A 17148-nucleotide genomic window follows, 5' to 3' on the forward strand; every position below is an offset into this window, starting at 1 on the left:
TTGTCGCCGGTATCGATTTATTCGATAATAGGCGGCTTTTTTTCGTTTCAGGTCCAATAATGGCTGATTATTTACTGCTCTTTGTCGGTACTGTCCTTGTTAATAACTTCGTGCTGGTGAAGTTTCTTGGATTGTGCCCGTTTATGGGGGTTTCCAAAAAGCTGGAAACCGCTATGGGGATGGGACTGGCCACCACCTTCGTGATGACGCTGGCCTCGATTTGCGCCTGGTTGATTGATACCTGGATCCTTATCCCGCTGAACCTTGTTTATCTGCGCACCCTGGCCTTTATCCTGGTCATCGCAGTGGTGGTGCAATTTACCGAGATGGTGGTCCGTAAAACCAGTCCGGCGCTGTATCGTCTGCTGGGGATCTTCCTGCCGTTAATCACCACCAACTGCGCGGTGCTGGGCGTGGCATTGCTGAATATTAACCTCGGGCATAATTTCCTGCAGTCCGCGCTGTACGGTTTCGCCGCTGCCGTCGGTTTCTCGCTGGTGATGGTGTTATTCGCCGCCATTCGCGAACGCCTGGTGGTTGCCGATGTTCCCGCGCCGTTTCGCGGTAACGCGATTGCGCTGGTGACCGCTGGATTAATGTCACTGGCATTCATGGGCTTTAGTGGTTTGGTGAAGTTGTAATGAGCGCTGTCTGGATAGCCGTGATCGCCATCAGCCTGCTCGGGCTGATCTTCGGCTTAATACTGGGATACGCGTCGCGCCGTTTTGCGGTGGAAGACGACCCGGTGGTAGAAAAAATTGATGAACTGCTGCCGCAAAGCCAATGCGGTCAGTGCGGTTTTCCGGGCTGCCGTCCCTACGCGGAAGCCGTAGGCACCCAGGGTGAAAAAATCAACCGCTGCGCACCCGGCGGCGAAGCAGTCATGTTAAAAATCGCCGCGTTATTGAATGTCGATCCGCAGCCTATTGACGGCGACGAGCAGCAGCAAGAGCCGGTTCGCATGTTGGCGGTGATTGATGAAGCCAACTGCATTGGCTGCACCAAATGTATTCAGGCCTGTCCGGTCGATGCCATCGTTGGCGCGACCCGCGCCATGCATACGGTAATGAGCGACCTGTGTACCGGCTGTAATCTCTGTGTGGCCCCCTGCCCGACTCAGTGTATTGACCTGCGTCCAGTCGCCCAGACCACCGAAACCTGGAAATGGGACCTGCAAACCATCCCAGTACGCAATATTCCTGTGGAACAACATGTTTAAGTTATTTTCCGCTTTCCGAAAAGACAAGATCTGGGATTTCAACGGCGGTATTCATCCGCCGGAAATGAAAACTCAGTCCAACGGCACGCCGCTGCGTCAGGTTCCTCTGCCGCAGCGTTTCGTCATTCCGCTGAAGCAACATATCGGTGCTGAAGGCGAACTGTGCGTACAACCGGGCGATAAGGTTCTGCGCGGCCAACCGTTGACCCGCGGTTTTGGCAGAATGCTGCCGGTCCATGCCCCAACTTCCGGGACGGTGACGGCCATCGAGCCTCACTCGACCGCCCATCCTTCCGCGCTGGCGGAACTGAGCGTTATTATCGACGCCGATGGCGATGACTGCTGGATCGAGCGCGACGGCTGGAGCGACTACCACAACAAATCGCGTGAAGAACTGATCGAGCGTATCCACCAGTTTGGCGTTGCCGGGCTAGGCGGCGCCGGCTTCCCCACGGGAACAAAACTGCGCGGCGGCGGTGATAAAATCGACACCCTGATTATCAATGCCGCGGAATGCGAACCCTATATCACCGCCGACGATCGCCTGATGCAGGACTGCGCGGCGCAGGTCGTTGAAGGGATCCGCATCCTTGCGCATATTTTGCAGCCCAAACAGGTGCTGATTGGTATAGAAGATAATAAACCGCAGGCCATTTCCATGCTGCGCGCGGTATTATCCGACGCCCATGGCATAGCGCTGCGGGTGATCCCAACGAAATATCCCTCCGGCGGCGCGAAGCAGCTCACGCAAATTCTTACCGGTAAGCAGGTGCCGCACGGAGGCCGCTCCTCCGATATTGGCGTCCTGATGCAGAACGTTGGTACCGCTTATGCTGTTAAACGCGCGGTTATTGACGGCGAGCCGTTAACCGAGCGCGTCGTCACTTTAACCGGCGAAGCGATTAGCCGTCCGGGCAACGTTTGGGCGCGCCTTGGTACGCCGGTGCGTCATCTGCTGAGCGATGCCGGTTTCTGCGCCAGCGCGGAGCCGATGGTCATCATGGGCGGGCCGCTGATGGGCTTCACTTTGCCCTGGCTTGACGTTCCTGTCGTGAAAATCACTAACTGCCTGCTGGCGCCGTCGATAACTGAGATGGGCGAAACGCAGGAAGAACAAGGCTGTATCCGCTGCAGCGCCTGTGCGGATGCCTGCCCGGCAGATCTACTCCCCCAGCAGCTGTATTGGTTCAGTAAAGGCCAGCAGCACGACAAAGCCACTACCCATAACTTAGCGGACTGCATCGAATGCGGCGCCTGCGCCTGGGTTTGTCCCAGCAATATTCCACTGGTGCAATATTTCCGCCAGGAAAAAGCGGAAATAGCCGCCATTCGCCTGGAAGAACAGCGCGCCGCCGAAGCGAAAGCTCGTTTTGAAGCGCGACAGGCACGTCTTGAACGTGAAAAAGCCGCGCGTCAGGAGCGGCACAAAAAAGCGGCCGTACAACCGGCGGCGAAAGATCAGGATGCCATTAACGCCGCGCTGGCCCGCGTACGCGATAAGCAGCGTGACGCGGCGCAGCCGATTGTCATTCAGTCCGGCAGCAAACCGGACAACAGCGAAGCGATTGCCGCCCGCGAAGCGCGTAAAGCCGAGGCTCGGGCGCGCAAAGCCGAACAGCAAGCCGCTGTTGAATCAACAGCCGAAGCAAGCGATCCGCGCAAAGCGGCCGTTGAGGCCGCTATCGCCCGTGCCAAAGCGCGCAAAGCCGCGCAGCAGGCTGAGAACGTCGCACCTTCTGCCGAAAGTGAAACACCGGTTGAGGCTGTCCCCGCGGTCGACCCGCGTAAAGCCGCCGTTGAAGCCGCTATCGCCCGTGCCAAAGCGCGTAAGGCCGCACAGCAGGTTGAGAACGTCGCAACTTCTGCCGAAAGTGAAACACCGGTTGAGGCTGCCCCCGCGGTCGACCCGCGTAAAGCCGCCGTTGAAGCCGCTATCGCCCGTGCAAAAGCGCGTAAGGCCGCACAGCAAGTTGAAAGCGCAGCACCTTCTGCCGAAAGTGAAACACTGGTTGAGGCAGCCCCCGTGGTCGACCCGCGTAAAGCCGCCGTTGAGGCCGCTATCGCCCGTGCCAAAGCGCGAAAGGCAGCACAACAAGCAGAACAACAATCCACGCCGGATGCCGCCAATGACGATCCGCGTAAGGCGGCCGTCGCGGCAGCTATCGCTCGCGTTCAGGCGCGTAAAGCAACACAGCAGGCAGTTAACGAGGAATAAATGGTTTTCAGAATTGCAAGCTCCCCTTATACCCACAACCAGCGCCAGACCTCGCGAATTATGCTACTGGTGCTGCTGGCGGCGATCCCTGGTATTATCGTCCAGAGCTGGTTTTTCGGCTGGGGTACCCTGTTGCAGATTATCCTCGCGGCCTTCACCGCATGGGGAACCGAAGCGGCTATTCTCAAGTTGCGCAAACAAAATATAGCGGCAACCCTTGCGGATAACTCCGCCCTGCTGACCGGGCTGTTGCTGGCCGTCAGTATTCCGCCGCTGGCGCCGTGGTGGATGGTGGTGTTAGGCACCGCCTTTGCGGTGGTGATTGCCAAGCAACTGTACGGCGGATTAGGGCATAACCCCTTTAACCCGGCGATGATCGGCTATGTTGTTCTGCTGATCTCTTTCCCGGTGCAGATGACCTCCTGGTTACCACCGCATGAGATTTCCGCTCAGGTGCCTGGTTTTATGGATGCGCTGCAGGTTATTTTCAGCGGCCATACCGCCAGCGGCGGCGATATGAACAGCCTGCGTATGGGAATCGACGGTATCAGCCAGGCCACGCCGCTGGATACGTTTAAAACGTCCCTGCATGCCGGACACAGCGCAAAAGAGATCCTGCAGTATCCAATTTACGGCGGCCAACTAGCTGGTCTCGGCTGGCAGTGGGTTAACCTCGCCTGGCTGGCTGGCGGTCTGTTCCTGCTTTGGCAAAAAACCATTCGCTGGCATATTCCGGTAAGCTTCCTGTTAAGCCTTGCCGTTTGCGCCACTCTCGGCTGGATTTTCTCACCGGAAAGCCTGGCATCGCCGCAGATGCATCTGCTTTCCGGCGCCACCATGCTTGGAGCGTTCTTTATCCTTACCGATCCGGTGACGGCATCCACTACCAACCGCGGACGCCTGATTTTCGGCGCGCTGGCAGGTTTACTGGTGTGGCTAATCCGCAGCTTCGGCGGTTATCCGGACGGCGTCGCCTTCGCCGTGCTGCTGGCGAATATTACCGTCCCATTGATTGACTACTACACGCGTCCGCGCGTGTATGGCCACCGTTGAGGAGTCGCGATGTTAAATAGCATGCGTAAACACGGCATCACGCTGGCGCTCTTTGCCGCTGGCTCTACCGGACTGACGGCCGCCATCAATGAATTAACCAAGAACACCATTGAGCAGCAGGCCGCGCTACAGCAAAAGGCCCTGTTCGATCAGGTCCTGCCAGCGGAGAGTTATAATAACGATCTGCTGAAAAGCTGTTATCTGGTGACCGCACCGCAGTTAGGCAAAGGTCAGCATAAAGTATGGATTGCAAAGCATAACGATGCGCCGGTCGGCGCGGTGATGGAAGCCACGGCGCCGGATGGTTATTCCGGGGCGATTCAACTGCTGGTCGCAGCTGACTTTAAAGGCACCGTTCTCGGCTCACGCGTTACCGAGCATCATGAGACCCCCGGGCTCGGTGATAAGATTGAACTGCGTATTTCCGACTGGATCACCCACTTCAGCGGCAAGGTTATCCATGGCCAAAATGATAGCCACTGGGCGGTGAAAAAAGACGGTGGTGATTTCGACCAATTCACCGGCGCGACCATTACCCCACGCGCGGTGGTAAACGCCGTTAAACGCGCGGGACTGTATGCGCAAACGCTGCCCGCGCAGATCCCTGAATTCACCGCCTGCGGAGACTAAGCCATGAGCGAAGTAAAAGACGTCATTGTTCAAGGGTTGTGGAAGAATAACTCGGCGCTGGTCCAGCTGCTGGGGATGTGTCCCCTGCTTGCGGTTACCTCGACGGCTACCAATGCCCTGGGCCTCGGTCTGGCGACCACGCTGGTGCTGACGCTCACCAACCTCACCATTTCCAGCCTGCGCCGCTGGACACCGGCGGAGATCCGTATTCCGATCTACGTGATGATTATCGCCTCGGTAGTCAGCGTGGTACAAATGCTTATCAATGCCTACGCTTTCGGCCTGTATCAATCGCTGGGTATCTTCATTCCGCTTATCGTGACCAACTGTATCGTGGTTGGGCGCGCCGAAGCGTTCGCCGCCAAAAAAGGACCGGCGCTGTCAGCGCTCGATGGTTTTTCCATTGGTATGGGCGCGACCTGTGCCATGTTTGTGCTGGGGTCGCTGCGCGAAATAATCGGTAATGGCACGCTGTTTGATGGTGCCGATAGCTTATTAGGCAGTTGGGCGAAAGTCCTGCGCATTGAAGTTTTCCATACCGATACGCCGTTCCTGCTGGCGATGCTACCGCCAGGCGCTTTCATTGGCCTCGGTATGATGCTGGCGGTAAAATACCTCATCGATGAGCGTACTAAGCAGCGTAAGGCGAAAGCGGCGCAGGCCGTCTCCGTCGCCCCAACTGATGTGACAGGGAAAGCGTAAGATGAATAAAGCCAAACGCCTGGAGATCCTGACCAGGCTGCGGGATAACGACCCGCACCCAACCACTGAACTCAATTTCACCTCACCGTTCGAGCTACTTATTGCGGTGCTGCTGTCAGCGCAGGCCACTGATGTTAGCGTCAACAAAGCGACGGCGAAGCTCTATCCGGTCGCCAATACGCCGGCGGCGATGCTGGAGCTTGGCGTTGACGGCGTGAAGTCCTATATCAAAACCATTGGTTTGTTTAATAGTAAAGCCGAAAACGTCATTAAGACCTGCCGCATCTTACTGGAGAAACATAACGGTGAGGTGCCGGAAGACCGGGCGGCGCTGGAAGCGCTACCAGGAGTCGGTCGTAAGACCGCCAATGTCGTGCTGAATACCGCTTTTGGCTGGCCGACTATTGCCGTCGACACCCATATCTTCCGCGTTTGCAATCGGACACAATTTGCTCCCGGTAAGAACGTTGAACAAGTCGAAGAAAAGTTGTTAAAGGTGGTTCCGGCGGAGTTTAAAGTTGACTGTCACCACTGGCTTATTCTTCACGGCCGTTACACTTGCGTCGCGCGAAAACCGCGCTGCGGTTCCTGCCTGATAGAAGATTTGTGCGAGTATAAAGAGAAGGTTGAGCCCTGATTTTTGCATATCTGCTGAATATTACCGTCCTCGTCAGTCACCGCTATTTTCACCAACGATCGCCCGGAGCCATAACCTAACCTGTGGTTATGGTTCTATTTTTCATCAATCACACCGACAATGACTCCATACTTTTGCCATTTAGATGGATAATTATGCGGTTATATAACCAGCAATCAGCGCAATCGTTTTTTACCGCTGAAAATTTTCTATGTATTTGTGATCAAGATCATCCACGCAACTCGTCGTTAAATTACTGTTGCAAAAATGCTGCAAAAAGCCAGCAATTTCAATATCAGAGCCTCAGCCACCAGGAGAATAGCCTGCTTATTTTTAGGAATATAGGCCATCCCACTGCCTTCAAGGTCAAAAAGCAGAATATATCGCCTTTATCCCCACGATGGCCGCCCGGCGCAGATTAAAATATCAGGTTTAACGAAAAGGTGAAATTTAACTCTGTATAACATTTGTATGACTGGCTAATTATAGTGGCTTAGTTATGTGTAACAGAGTATTACAAAGCTATTGCCTGATGGGGCAGGATAGTGAACATTACTTGCCGTTTTCCCTCCAAGAATAACTATAAAGGCGGCGGTCCTCCGGGATTGCGCCCCAAACAGCCCCCGTTAATATGGGATGTAAAAAAAGAGGTATATGTGTCAACTGCAAACAATAAACCAGCAGAAAGCGTGAGTTTGAACGCTTTCAAACAACCAAGAGCGTTTTATCTCATCTTCTCCATTGAGTTATGGGAGCGTTTTGGTTATTACGGCCTGCAAGGGATCATGGCCGTTTACCTGGTAAAACAGCTGGGTATGTCGGAAGCGGATTCTATCACCCTGTTCTCTTCCTTTAGTGCACTGGTTTATGGCCTGGTCGCTATCGGCGGATGGCTCGGCGACAAGGTGCTTGGCACCAAACGCGTCATCATGCTTGGCGCGATTGTTCTGGCTATCGGCTATGCGCTGGTTGCCTGGTCCGGTCACGATGCCGCCATCGTCTATATGGGTATGGCGACTATCGCCGTCGGTAACGGCTTGTTCAAAGCTAACCCGTCTTCCCTGCTCTCCACCTGCTATGACAAGAACGACCCGCGTCTGGACGGTGCATTTACCATGTACTATATGTCCGTCAATATCGGCTCCTTCTTCTCTATGCTGGCCACGCCGTGGCTGGCAGCGAAGTTCGGCTGGAGCGTGGCGTTCGCGCTGAGCGTCGTGGGCATGTTGATCACCGTGGTTAACTTCGCCTTCTGCCAGAAGTGGGTTAAACAGTACGGTTCCAAACCTGACTTCGCTCCGGTACATGTCGGCAAACTGCTGGCGACCATCGTCGGCGTGGTAGTGCTGGTCGCTATTGCCACCTGGCTGCTGCACAATCAGGGCATCGCACGTATGGCGCTGGGCGTCATTGCACTGGGCATCGTTATCATCTTCGCTAAAGAAGCCATGGCGCTGCAGGGCGCGGCGCGTCGTAAAATGATCGTTGCTTTCCTGCTGATGGTTGAAGCGATTGTATTCTTCGTACTGTACAGCCAGATGCCAACCTCGCTGAACTTCTTCGCGATCCGTAACGTTGAGCACTCGATTCTGGGTATCGCGTTCGAACCTGAGCAGTATCAGGCGCTGAACCCGTTCTGGATTATGATTGGTAGCCCGATTCTGGCCGCGATTTATAACAAGATGGGTGACCGCCTGCCGATGCCGCATAAGTTCGCCATCGGTATGGTGCTGTGCTCCGGCGCTTTCCTGGTGCTGCCGCTGGGTACCAAATTCGCCAGCGATGCCGGTATCGTCTCCGTCAACTGGTTGATCCTCAGCTACGCGCTGCAGAGTATCGGTGAACTGATGATTTCCGGCCTCGGACTGGCGATGGTTGCTCAACTGGTACCGCAACGTCTGATGGGCTTCATCATGGGTAGCTGGTTCCTGACCACCGCAGGCGCCGCCATCATTGCAGGTAAAATCGCTAACCTGATGGCAGTACCGGAAAACGTGACCGACCCGCTGGTTTCTCTGGATGTTTACGGCCACGTGTTCCTGCAAATTGGTATCGCGACCGCAGTCATCGCCTTCCTGATGCTGCTGACCGCGCCGAAGCTAAACCGTATGACGCTGGATGACGACGCTGTCGCCAAAGCGCGCGAAACCGCAACCGCTTAAATGCTCCGGGAAAACCAATAAATTTAGGCCGCTAACGTTTGTTAGCGGCTTTTTTTTTGCCCCACGGGGGACTAACATACAGGAAACTGCAGCCACGAGGAGTTACTGATGAAACTGTTCTACAAGCCCGGCGCCTGTTCCCTTGCCTCTCATATCGCCCTGCGCGAAAGCGGCCTCGACTTTACCATCGATAGCGTCGACCTGGCGAAGAAACGCCTCGAAAACGGCGATGACTACCTGCTGATTAATCCTAAGGGTCAGGTTCCCGCGCTGCTGCTTGACGATGAAGTGCTGCTGACCGAGGGTGTGGCCATCATGCAGTATATTGCCGACCGCGTGCCCGACCGCCAGCTGCTGGCGCCAGTGGGCACCATTGCCCGCTATCAGACGCTGGAATGGCTGAATTACGTCGCCACCGAACTACATAAAGGCTTTACTCCGCTGTTCCGTCCGGACACCCCGGAAGACTACAAGCCAACGGTGCGCGCCCTGCTGGAGAAAAAGCTGCAGTATGTCGATGAGGCGCTACAGGATAAACAGTGGTTGAATGGGCATCGCTTCACCATCGCCGATGGCTACCTGTTTACGGTCCTGCGCTGGGGCTATGCGGTGAAACTGAATATGGAAGCTTATGCTAATATTGGCGCCTGGATGGCGCATGTCGCGGCGCGTCCGTCCGTTGCGGCGGCGCTGTCGGCGGAAGGTCTGAAGTAAATCATCGGCATGCCCGCAAGCGGGCATGCCATCGCGCTTACAGTTGCGTTGCGCTGAAGTAATGTTCCGGTTTGGCGATGCGGTCCTGCGCCGCCACCACCTGCAGTTCATACTCCTGCATATTTTTGGTTGCCAGCATGATTTCATACACTGCTGCAGTGACGTGCTCAAGGGCGTCGCGCAGGCTGGCGCCCTGCAGTAGCTTAACCAGCAGCAGGCCGCTGGTCACATCGCCCACGCCGACCGGCTGACGGCTGCCAAAATCGACCAGCGGGCGGCTGATATGCCAGGCTTCATCCGCCGTCACCAGCAACATCTCAAAGCGATCCATACTCATACCCGCCCGCGCCAGATGCTTCACCAGCACTACCTGAGGCCCTTGCGCTATAAGCTCACGGGCCGCGCTAACGGCTTCATCAACGTTGGCCACCGGATGGCCGCACAGGATCTCCAGCTCGACAAGATTCGGCGCGATGATATCACTGGCCGGCAGCGCATAGCGTACGTGGAATTCAGCCACTCCAGGAGCGACGATGCAGCCTTTTTCCGGATGCCCCATAACCGGATCGCAAAAGTATTTTGCCGCCGGATTCGCCGCTTTCACCTGACGCACGATGCCGAGAATATGTTCGCCCTGCTCGGCGGAACCAAGATAGCCGCTCAGTACCGCATCGCAGCTCTGCAGCTTATCGATATCGGCAATCCCCTGCACGATTTCGGTCAAATGCGAAGGCGGCATGACGCAGCCGGTCCATTTGCCGTATTGCGTATGGTTGGAGAACTGTACGGTATTGAGGGGCCAGACGTTGGCGCCGAGACGGCGCATCGGAAATTCAGCGGCGCTGTTGCCCGCATGGCCAAACACGACGTGAGACTGAATGGCGAGGATGTTCTTCATTTTCTTACCACAACCCTAAAAAGAAAAAAGGGCGTGGTTTCCCACGCCCTGGTTTTATTTTTTATTTCCAGCAGACCAGGCAGTAATTCTTCTTACCGCGACGCAGTAAGGTGTAGCGGCCGAACAGGCGGTCGCTATCGCTGAATACATATTCCGGATCGGACTGTTTTTCACCGTTAATGGTCACCGCGTTGGAGGCTACGGTTTTACGCGCCTGACCGCGGGACGGCTGCAGCTCGGAATCCACCAGCGCCTGCAGAAGATCGGCGCCCTTTTCCATTTCGATCATTGGCACGCCGTCTTGCGCCAGCTGTTCGAAATCCGCTTCGCTCAGGTCGCTCAGATTGCCGTTGAACAGGCTTTCGGTAATGCGCTTAGCCGCTTCCAGGCCTTCTTCGCCGTGGACCAGACGCGTCACCTGCTCTGCCAGTACGTACTGCGCGCGCGGAGCTTTACCGCTGTTCTTATCTTCTTCTTCCAGCGCATTGATCTCGGCAATGTCCATGAAGGTGAAGAACTTCAGGAAGCGATAAACGTCTGCGTCCGCGGTGTTGATCCAGAACTGGTAGAATTTGTACGGACTGGTTTTCTTCGGATCCAACCATACCGCGCCGCCCTCGGTTTTACCGAACTTGGTGCCGTCGGCCTTGGTGATCAGCGGAACGGTCAAACCGAAGACCTGATTCTGGTGCAAACGACGAGTCAGGTCGATACCTGAAGTGATGTTGCCCCACTGATCGGAACCACCGATTTGCAGCGCCACGCCGTGCAGTTTATTCAGGCAAGCAAAGTCATAACCCTGCAGCAGGTTATAGGAAAACTCGGTGAAAGAGATCCCCTGATCGTCACGGTTCAGACGCTGCTTCACCGCTTCTTTGTTGATCATCTGGTTCACAGAGAAGTGCTTGCCGATATCACGCAGGAAGGTCAGCACGTTCATGCCGCCGAACCAGTCGTAGTTATTCGCGGCAATCGCCGAGTTGTCGCCGCAGTTGAAATCGAGGAATGGCGCAACCTGTTTACGGATTTTATCCACCCACTGCTGCACGGTATCTTCGGTATTGAGTTTACGCTCAGCGGCTTTAAAGCTCGGGTCGCCAATCAGACCGGTCGCGCCGCCGACCAGCGCCACAGGCTTATGGCCTGCCTGCTGGAAGCGTTTCAGGCATAACAATGGAACAAGATGCCCCAAGTGCAAGCTGTCAGCGGTAGGATCGAAGCCGCAATAGAGCGCGATCGGGCCTTGCGCCAGTCGCTCTGCTAACGCTTCTTCGTCCGTCACCTGGGCTACCAGCCCCCGCTCTTGCAATTGTTTAATCAAGTTACTGCTTGCCATCAAATTCTCCATGTATAAACGACTGCACCTTTGCCGGTACACGACTTTTCGCCAGACGCGAAAGGTACATAGAATAAAGCGCCGGAGCACGTAGCACCAGCGCTTAAAACAACATTTTGCGTCCTTTATGGCGCCAGACGGTCGATTTGCCAGCCATCATTTTGTCGCTGGTATAAAAAGCGGTCGTGCAGACGATGTTCACCGCCCTGCCAGAACTCCATTTGTTCGATGCTAACGCGGAAACCGCCCCAGAAACTTGGCAACGGCACTTCGCCTTGCTGGAATTTCTGTTTCAACTCGAGGAATTTACTTTCCAGGATCCCACGAGCGGAGATACGGCTGGACTGTTGGGAGACCCACGCGCCAATCTGGCTATCGCGCGGTCGGCTGTGGAAATACTTCACCACTTCCAGCGTTGACAGACGTTCTGCCTGACCTATTACCATGACCTGGCGTTCCAGCATATGCCAGGGAAACAGCAGGCTGATACGGGGATTTTTTTCGATTTGATGTGCTTTGCGACTACCCAGGTTGGTATAAAACACCAGCCCTTTTTCGTCATAGTGCTTTAACAATACGATGCGTTGATAGGGCTGGCCGTTTTCATCAACGGTCGCGACTACCATCGCCGTCGGGTCTGCGAGCTTAGCGTCGCAGGCCTGACGCAGCCAACGTTCAAATAACGTCAGGGGTTCAGCGGGAAGATCGTGGCGACGAAGGCCGCCACGGGTATATTCACGGCGCAGATGCGCGATTTGCTGCAATTCGTCGTTATCAGACATAACCATTGAGATCGTTGTCATAGGGTGGCGTTATTGTGCGCCCCCGCTACGGAAATCTCAACGTTTCGCGGTCTGTAACTGGCAGTTATCCAACACCGCGCGGTCGCGTTTATAAACGGTGGCGCTGTCGCCTTTCGACCAGAACACATAAACGCCATCAGTATAACGAGCCCCGGAAGCCGAGAGCCCCTGGGTCAGGTTTAATTGCTGATTATCATAGATAAAGCTCACCTGCTGACGAGCGTTGTTCAAATGGACGGTCAACGGTTTTTGATCGCACTGATATTCAAGGGTGTCGGTCTGCATCCGTTCAACGAATTGGTTGTAATAGCTACACCCAGCGAGCATAAAAGGAACTACCGCAATAAGAATTTTTTTCATGTGTATGCCTTCGACTTTCCCGGTCAGGAGAGCAAACCGCCCTCCCGGAATTTCGTCCAGTTTACCGGTAAATAAAAAATAGCGACTTCAGTTAACTCTGATTCTGCGCTCGATTCGCGGGATAGATGGCGCCAAGAATTGTCGCTTCGCTGGCGCCGGTGACGGAGGGAAGATTCCCCGGCAGACCGGCAAGCGTACGCCACGCCAGCCACGCAAAAGCCAACGCTTCCATATCGTCGCCGCTGATACCGGCGTCATCGGTGGTCGTGACTTCAGTCCCTGGCAGCAATGCCGCCAGACGCGCCATCAGCAGCGGATTCCGCGCCCCGCCGCCGCAAACTAACAAACGCTCACAGCCGCCGCTTAACAAAACCTGCTCACTGATGGACACCGCGGTCAGTTCTGTAAGCGTGGCCTGAACATCCTGCCCCCGCAGATGGGTATAGCGCGCCAGATGCTTTTCCAGCCAACCATAGTTGAAATACTCACGACCGGTGCTCTTCGGCGCGGGTAACGCGAACCAGGGGTCGCTTAACATATCCTGCAGAAGTGGTAGTAAGACTTTGCCTTCACTGGCCCATTGCGCGTCTTTATCGTAGGGTTTACCGCACTGACGCCAGATCCAGGCGTCCATCAGCATATTCCCCGGCCCGGTGTCATAACCGCGTACCGGCTGCCCCGGAACCAGCAACGAGAGGTTGGCAATGCCGCCGATGTTAAGCACCATGCGCCTTTCAACCGGGTGCGCCAACAGAGCCTCATGGAAGGCCGGGACTAGCGGTGCGCCCTGACCGCCAAGCGCCATATCGCGGCGGCGGAAATCCCCCACGACGGTCACGCCGGTATGCGCAGCGATCTGGTTGTTATCGCCTATTTGCATGGTGTGCGGGGCATCTCCGGTCGGTTCATGCCACACCGTCTGACCATGGCAACCGATGGCGACAACATCTTCAGGCTGAAGGTTCTGCTGGCGCATCAGCGCTAATACTGCATCCGAAAAAAGCCGCCCCAAACGGGTATCCAGACGCCCCAGTTGCGACAAGGTCAGCTGCTGCCCCTGGCAAATCGCTAATATTTCTTCTTTCAGTTTGACCGGGATGGGGTACGAGAGGCTCGCCTGCTGCGCCACCATGTTTTCATTTATCGCCGCCAGAACGACATCTACGCCATCAAGGCTGGTGCCAGACATTACGCCAATAAAACGACCTGATTTCATACGCCTACCCTCATTCCATGACTTTTGCAGAACCATCAGTGCATCATAAAGCAGGGTTCAATGCTATGGCGCACTAATACTTTTTAACAATAGTTCTGCCGCGACAATTTGTTAGGTAAAGTACTTACGTTTATTCGTCGTTAAAGCGAACCTTATTATTTTTAAACAGTCCATAAGGAAGCTATGCCAGCGAACGCTTAAATGCCATATAATTGACCACATGGAAGTTCACTGGAACATTTTTGGTACACAGGAGATTCATAAATGATTTTACGTGTTTTGGCTGTCTCGATGATTGGCTTAACCCTGGCGGGTTGCGTCAGCAGCAGCGGTCTATCTGGCGATGTTTACACAGCATCAGAAGCCAAGCAGGTGCAAAGCGTGACCTACGGTACCATCGTACATACCCGTGCGGTCCAAATCCAAAGCGGCGATGACAGCAATGCTATCGGCGCGATTGGCGGCGCGGTACTCGGTGGCTTCCTTGGTAATACCATTGGCGGCGGCACCGGTCGTTCTCTTGCAACCGCTGCAGGCGCGGTTGCCGGCGGCGTAGCCGGTCAGGGCGTACAGGGCGCGATGAACAAAACGCAAGGCGTTGAGCTGGAAATCCGCAAAGATGACGGCAATACCATCATGGTGGTTCAGAAACAGGGCAGCACCCCGTTCTCCGTTGGTCAGCGCGTAGCCATTGCCGGCAGCGGCAGTCAAGTGACGGTTTCCCCGCGTTAAGCCTCTCTAATGCGGCCTTAATTGGCCGCATTAATTCTCCAGATTCATTATTTACCACCAAAACATTCATCATACATATATCAATATTATTGATATTTCTGCACGGCAACTTGCGTTTGCGCAATATTCCCCGTTAATTAATTCGTTAGCCTGAAGTGGATTTTCTCATTTAGCGACCTGCGCGTCGTTTTTACCCCCCATTTTTATCGCGGGAGTTTACCTGTGCCTCTGAATTTAAATCGATTATCGCACCGCTTATTCGCTTATATCATCGCCTGCAGCCTGGCAATTATTACGATTGATATACTATCTGATTCAGTCGTTAATCGTATCCCTACGACTTCATCACCACTTTTTCCTTTGCTGACAATTATATTAATGATTTTTCACATTACTATTTCCTGCTTCATGAGCATGAAGTATTGGTGTGATAAAAGCCGTCTCTATCTGATGCCTATCGCCTTCGCCTTTGCCAGCTCCGCCTTACTGATGCTGGGCACCCTGAGCAGCTATCCCGGCTGGCTACTGTGCAACAGCGAATATATTGTTAAACAAAATGACGCGCTGATTTTTTACTCATTCCGTAATATTTTGATGGTCGTGTTGTTCATCACTGCCATTATTATATACCGCTATCGTCAGTATCTTAATCAAGCGGCCGGCGCGCATACTTTAATATTGACGGGATGTTTTATTTTTAGCGCTACTATTCTTATTTTATCGTGGTTACACTCCAGTAACAGCCCATTATTAAGCATCGATTTTATCGACGACATCACCAGCACTTTTACTCCGTTATGGCATAACTGGATGGGCTGGCTGCTATTTTTCGCCTGGGTATTTACGTTGATATTATTGGTTATACTAACCAAGCTACGTAATATCTTCTGGTATAGCGGCGCATTTTTCTGTGCTGCCTATATATTTACGCTAAACGTATTACTCACAGCGACAGGTAGTCAGCATATTATCGCCTGGAATCAGGCGCGCCTGTTCGAAACTTTGAGTACGTTATTTATGCTGTTCGTACTGTTAAGTGACGTTTTTATTCTCTATCGCGACTCTAACAACAAATACATCAATTCGTATCAGAACTCTATCCGCGATCCGCTGACCAGACTGTACAACCGCAGCTACTTTTACGACACGCTCAGCGGTTTGCTACCGCAGACTTCAGCAACACGACCGCTATCGGTCATCGTCAGCGATCTCGATCATTTTAAGCGCATCAATGACAACTACGGCCATGTTCAGGGCGACAAGGTAATTCAGTTTGCCGCCAGCGTACTACAAACTCATGTGCGCCGTGAGGATATTGCCGCCCGTATCGGCGGCGAGGAGTTTGCCCTGTTGCTGGTAAATACTGATGCTGATGATGCGCTGGCGATAGCCGAGCGAATTCGCCAGATGGTCAGCGCCGGGCAGGCATCACTGCCGGAACGGATGACGATTAGTATGGGGGTCTACACCGTTTCGAGCTCCAACATTGGGGCTGAAGAGTGCGTCAAACGCGCGGATGCGGCTATGTACGCGGCGAAAAACGGTGGCCGCAATCGCGTGGTGGTCTGGCAGGAATAAGAGAAAGGGCTTTGCGAACGCAAAGCCCTTTTCCCGGCTAGTCTTTTGCCTGAAGATCGAGGATATTGTTTTCAAGTTTACGGATTAAGTTGAGCAGCGTTTCGACTTCCTGCTTAGATACACCCGCAAGGATTTCATCACGCGTTTTGCCGATCACGTCTTCCATTTGGTTGATCAGCGGTTCCGCCTTTTCCGTGAGCTTGATACGTTTCGCCCGGCGATCGTTTGCACAAGTCTGGCGAGAAATAAGCCCTTTCTCCTCCAGTTGATCCAGCGTGCGCACCAAAGAGGGCTGTTCAATACCAATAGCCTTGGCCAGCTGGATTTGCGACTGCTCAGGAGGTAGCTGATGAATGTTATGCAGCGTGACCCAGTGCGTCTGCGTTAACTCCAGAGGTTTTAGGCGATGGTCGATCAGCGCGCGCCAAACGCGTACCAAACGTGCCAGATCAGAACCAAGTGGCGATTCCAATTTCATCTCCTTATAATTAGCTTGCTAAGTTATTATACTGCTTTTAGAATAGTGTGCAGCATTTAAATTACCAAAACAAATGAATTACTTGATTCACTAAATTCAAGACAATGATTTACAATGTGAACTAATTCATCACCAAGAACATTATCCCTGCAACGGCAAAGGATTTTTGCTTGTGAAACTGAGTCTTAACACTCCCGGATTGTCGCTACAGGACCTGGTGTTCGGCGCTTCTATCTATTTTCCCCCGTTATTTAAAGCCGTCGTGCTTGGTTTCTTTATCTGGTTAATCGTTCATCGTCAGCTACGCGACTGGATGTACGCCGGCGAAATCTGGCATCCCCTGCTGATGGACCTTTCCCTGTTTGCGCTGGCCGTTTGCCTGGCGCTGGTTCTCCTGACTCTCTTGTGATGCTCA

General features: G+C 54.0%; 18 protein-coding genes. 12 read left to right on the plus strand and 6 right to left on the minus strand.

Features of this window, described 5'->3' with window-relative positions; genetic code table 11:
• Window positions 1–59: 59 nt before the first annotated feature.
• The 9 genes from rsxA to gstA all read left to right on the plus strand — a co-directional run bounded on the left by rsxA (window position 60) and on the right by gstA (window position 9332).
• Window positions 60–641: an electron transport complex subunit RsxA gene (gene rsxA / locus ABLV78_RS13795; RefSeq protein ID WP_015366851.1), complete on the plus strand. Its 582-nt coding sequence runs from the start codon at window positions 60–62 to the stop codon at window positions 639–641.
• Complete coding sequence (rsxB, locus tag ABLV78_RS13800; protein ID WP_045392444.1) at window positions 641–1219, plus strand: electron transport complex subunit RsxB; 579 nt, start codon at window positions 641–643, stop codon at window positions 1217–1219. Before rsxA ends, rsxB begins: the two co-directional genes overlap by 1 nt.
• Window positions 1212–3434, plus strand: a complete 2223-nt coding sequence (gene rsxC, locus ABLV78_RS13805) for an electron transport complex subunit RsxC (RefSeq protein WP_059342074.1) — start codon at window positions 1212–1214, stop codon at window positions 3432–3434. The genes rsxB and rsxC overlap by 8 nt, the downstream gene beginning before the upstream one ends.
• Window positions 3435–4487, plus strand: a complete 1053-nt coding sequence (rsxD, locus tag ABLV78_RS13810; protein WP_047042802.1) for an electron transport complex subunit RsxD — start codon at window positions 3435–3437, stop codon at window positions 4485–4487. It begins immediately after the preceding gene.
• Between the two features lie 9 nt (window positions 4488–4496).
• Window positions 4497–5117 carry an electron transport complex subunit RsxG gene (gene rsxG / locus ABLV78_RS13815; protein WP_045392452.1) on the plus strand — a complete coding sequence of 207 codons (621 nt, stop codon included), beginning with the start codon at window positions 4497–4499 and terminating at the stop codon, window positions 5115–5117.
• A gap of 3 nt (window positions 5118–5120) precedes the next feature.
• Window positions 5121–5819 (plus strand): electron transport complex subunit E, encoded by a 699-nt coding sequence (locus ABLV78_RS13820; protein WP_015366856.1) that lies wholly within the window; start codon window positions 5121–5123, stop codon window positions 5817–5819.
• Between the two features lies 1 nt (window position 5820).
• On the plus strand, window positions 5821–6456 hold the full coding sequence (gene nth, locus ABLV78_RS13825) for an endonuclease III (RefSeq protein WP_047042799.1): 636 nt from the start codon (window positions 5821–5823) through the stop codon (window positions 6454–6456).
• Between the two features lie 656 nt (window positions 6457–7112).
• Complete coding sequence (gene dtpA, locus ABLV78_RS13830) at window positions 7113–8618, plus strand: dipeptide/tripeptide permease DtpA (protein WP_015366858.1); 1506 nt, start codon at window positions 7113–7115, stop codon at window positions 8616–8618.
• A 108-nt stretch (window positions 8619–8726) separates the two neighbouring features.
• On the plus strand, window positions 8727–9332 hold the full coding sequence (gstA, locus tag ABLV78_RS13835) for a glutathione transferase GstA (RefSeq protein ID WP_045392456.1): 606 nt from the start codon (window positions 8727–8729) through the stop codon (window positions 9330–9332).
• Window positions 9333–9369: 37 nt separating this feature from the next.
• Here the strand turns inward: gstA and pdxY are convergent, their stop codons facing one another.
• From pdxY to anmK, 5 genes are all read right to left on the minus strand, one after another.
• Window positions 9370–10230 carry a pyridoxal kinase PdxY gene (pdxY, locus tag ABLV78_RS13840; RefSeq protein ID WP_015366860.1) on the minus strand — a complete coding sequence of 287 codons (861 nt, stop codon included), beginning with the start codon at window positions 10228–10230 and terminating at the stop codon, window positions 9370–9372.
• Window positions 10231–10291: 61 nt separating this feature from the next.
• On the minus strand, window positions 10292–11566 hold the full coding sequence (gene tyrS / locus ABLV78_RS13845) for a tyrosine--tRNA ligase (RefSeq protein ID WP_045392458.1): 1275 nt from the start codon (window positions 11564–11566) through the stop codon (window positions 10292–10294).
• Window positions 11567–11691: 125 nt separating this feature from the next.
• Entirely contained in the window at window positions 11692–12348 is a 657-nt protein-coding gene (gene pdxH, locus ABLV78_RS13850) for a pyridoxamine 5'-phosphate oxidase (RefSeq protein ID WP_045392565.1), read from the minus strand.
• A 57-nt stretch (window positions 12349–12405) separates the two neighbouring features.
• Window positions 12406–12735: a C-type lysozyme inhibitor gene (gene mliC, locus ABLV78_RS13855; RefSeq protein ID WP_161801899.1), complete on the minus strand. Its 330-nt coding sequence runs from the start codon at window positions 12733–12735 to the stop codon at window positions 12406–12408.
• 85 nt (window positions 12736–12820) lie between these two features.
• A complete protein-coding gene (gene anmK / locus ABLV78_RS13860; protein ID WP_045392462.1) occupies window positions 12821–13945 on the minus strand; it encodes an anhydro-N-acetylmuramic acid kinase in 1125 nt (374 codons plus the stop codon).
• A 264-nt stretch (window positions 13946–14209) separates the two neighbouring features.
• On the opposite strand from anmK, the gene slyB reads away from it, so the two are divergent.
• Both slyB and ABLV78_RS13870 read left to right on the plus strand, forming a co-directional pair.
• Window positions 14210–14677, plus strand: coding sequence for an outer membrane lipoprotein SlyB (gene slyB / locus ABLV78_RS13865; protein WP_045392464.1), 468 nt, complete (start codon window positions 14210–14212; stop codon window positions 14675–14677).
• A 222-nt stretch (window positions 14678–14899) separates the two neighbouring features.
• Complete coding sequence (locus ABLV78_RS13870) at window positions 14900–16255, plus strand: sensor domain-containing diguanylate cyclase (protein WP_047042794.1); 1356 nt, start codon at window positions 14900–14902, stop codon at window positions 16253–16255.
• Between the two features lie 37 nt (window positions 16256–16292).
• Here ABLV78_RS13870 and slyA read toward each other — a convergent pair whose 3' ends face one another.
• A complete protein-coding gene (gene slyA / locus ABLV78_RS13875; RefSeq protein WP_020078997.1) occupies window positions 16293–16733 on the minus strand; it encodes a transcriptional regulator SlyA in 441 nt (146 codons plus the stop codon).
• A 172-nt stretch (window positions 16734–16905) separates the two neighbouring features.
• Between slyA and ABLV78_RS13880 the strand changes: the two genes are divergently transcribed.
• Window positions 16906–17142: a DUF1656 domain-containing protein gene (locus tag ABLV78_RS13880; RefSeq protein WP_015366868.1), complete on the plus strand. Its 237-nt coding sequence runs from the start codon at window positions 16906–16908 to the stop codon at window positions 17140–17142.
• Window positions 17143–17148: the final 6 nt, after the last annotated feature.

This window comes from Klebsiella sp. CN_Kp075 (assembly GCF_040065055.2).
Classification (GTDB): domain Bacteria; phylum Pseudomonadota; class Gammaproteobacteria; order Enterobacterales; family Enterobacteriaceae; genus Klebsiella; species Klebsiella aerogenes.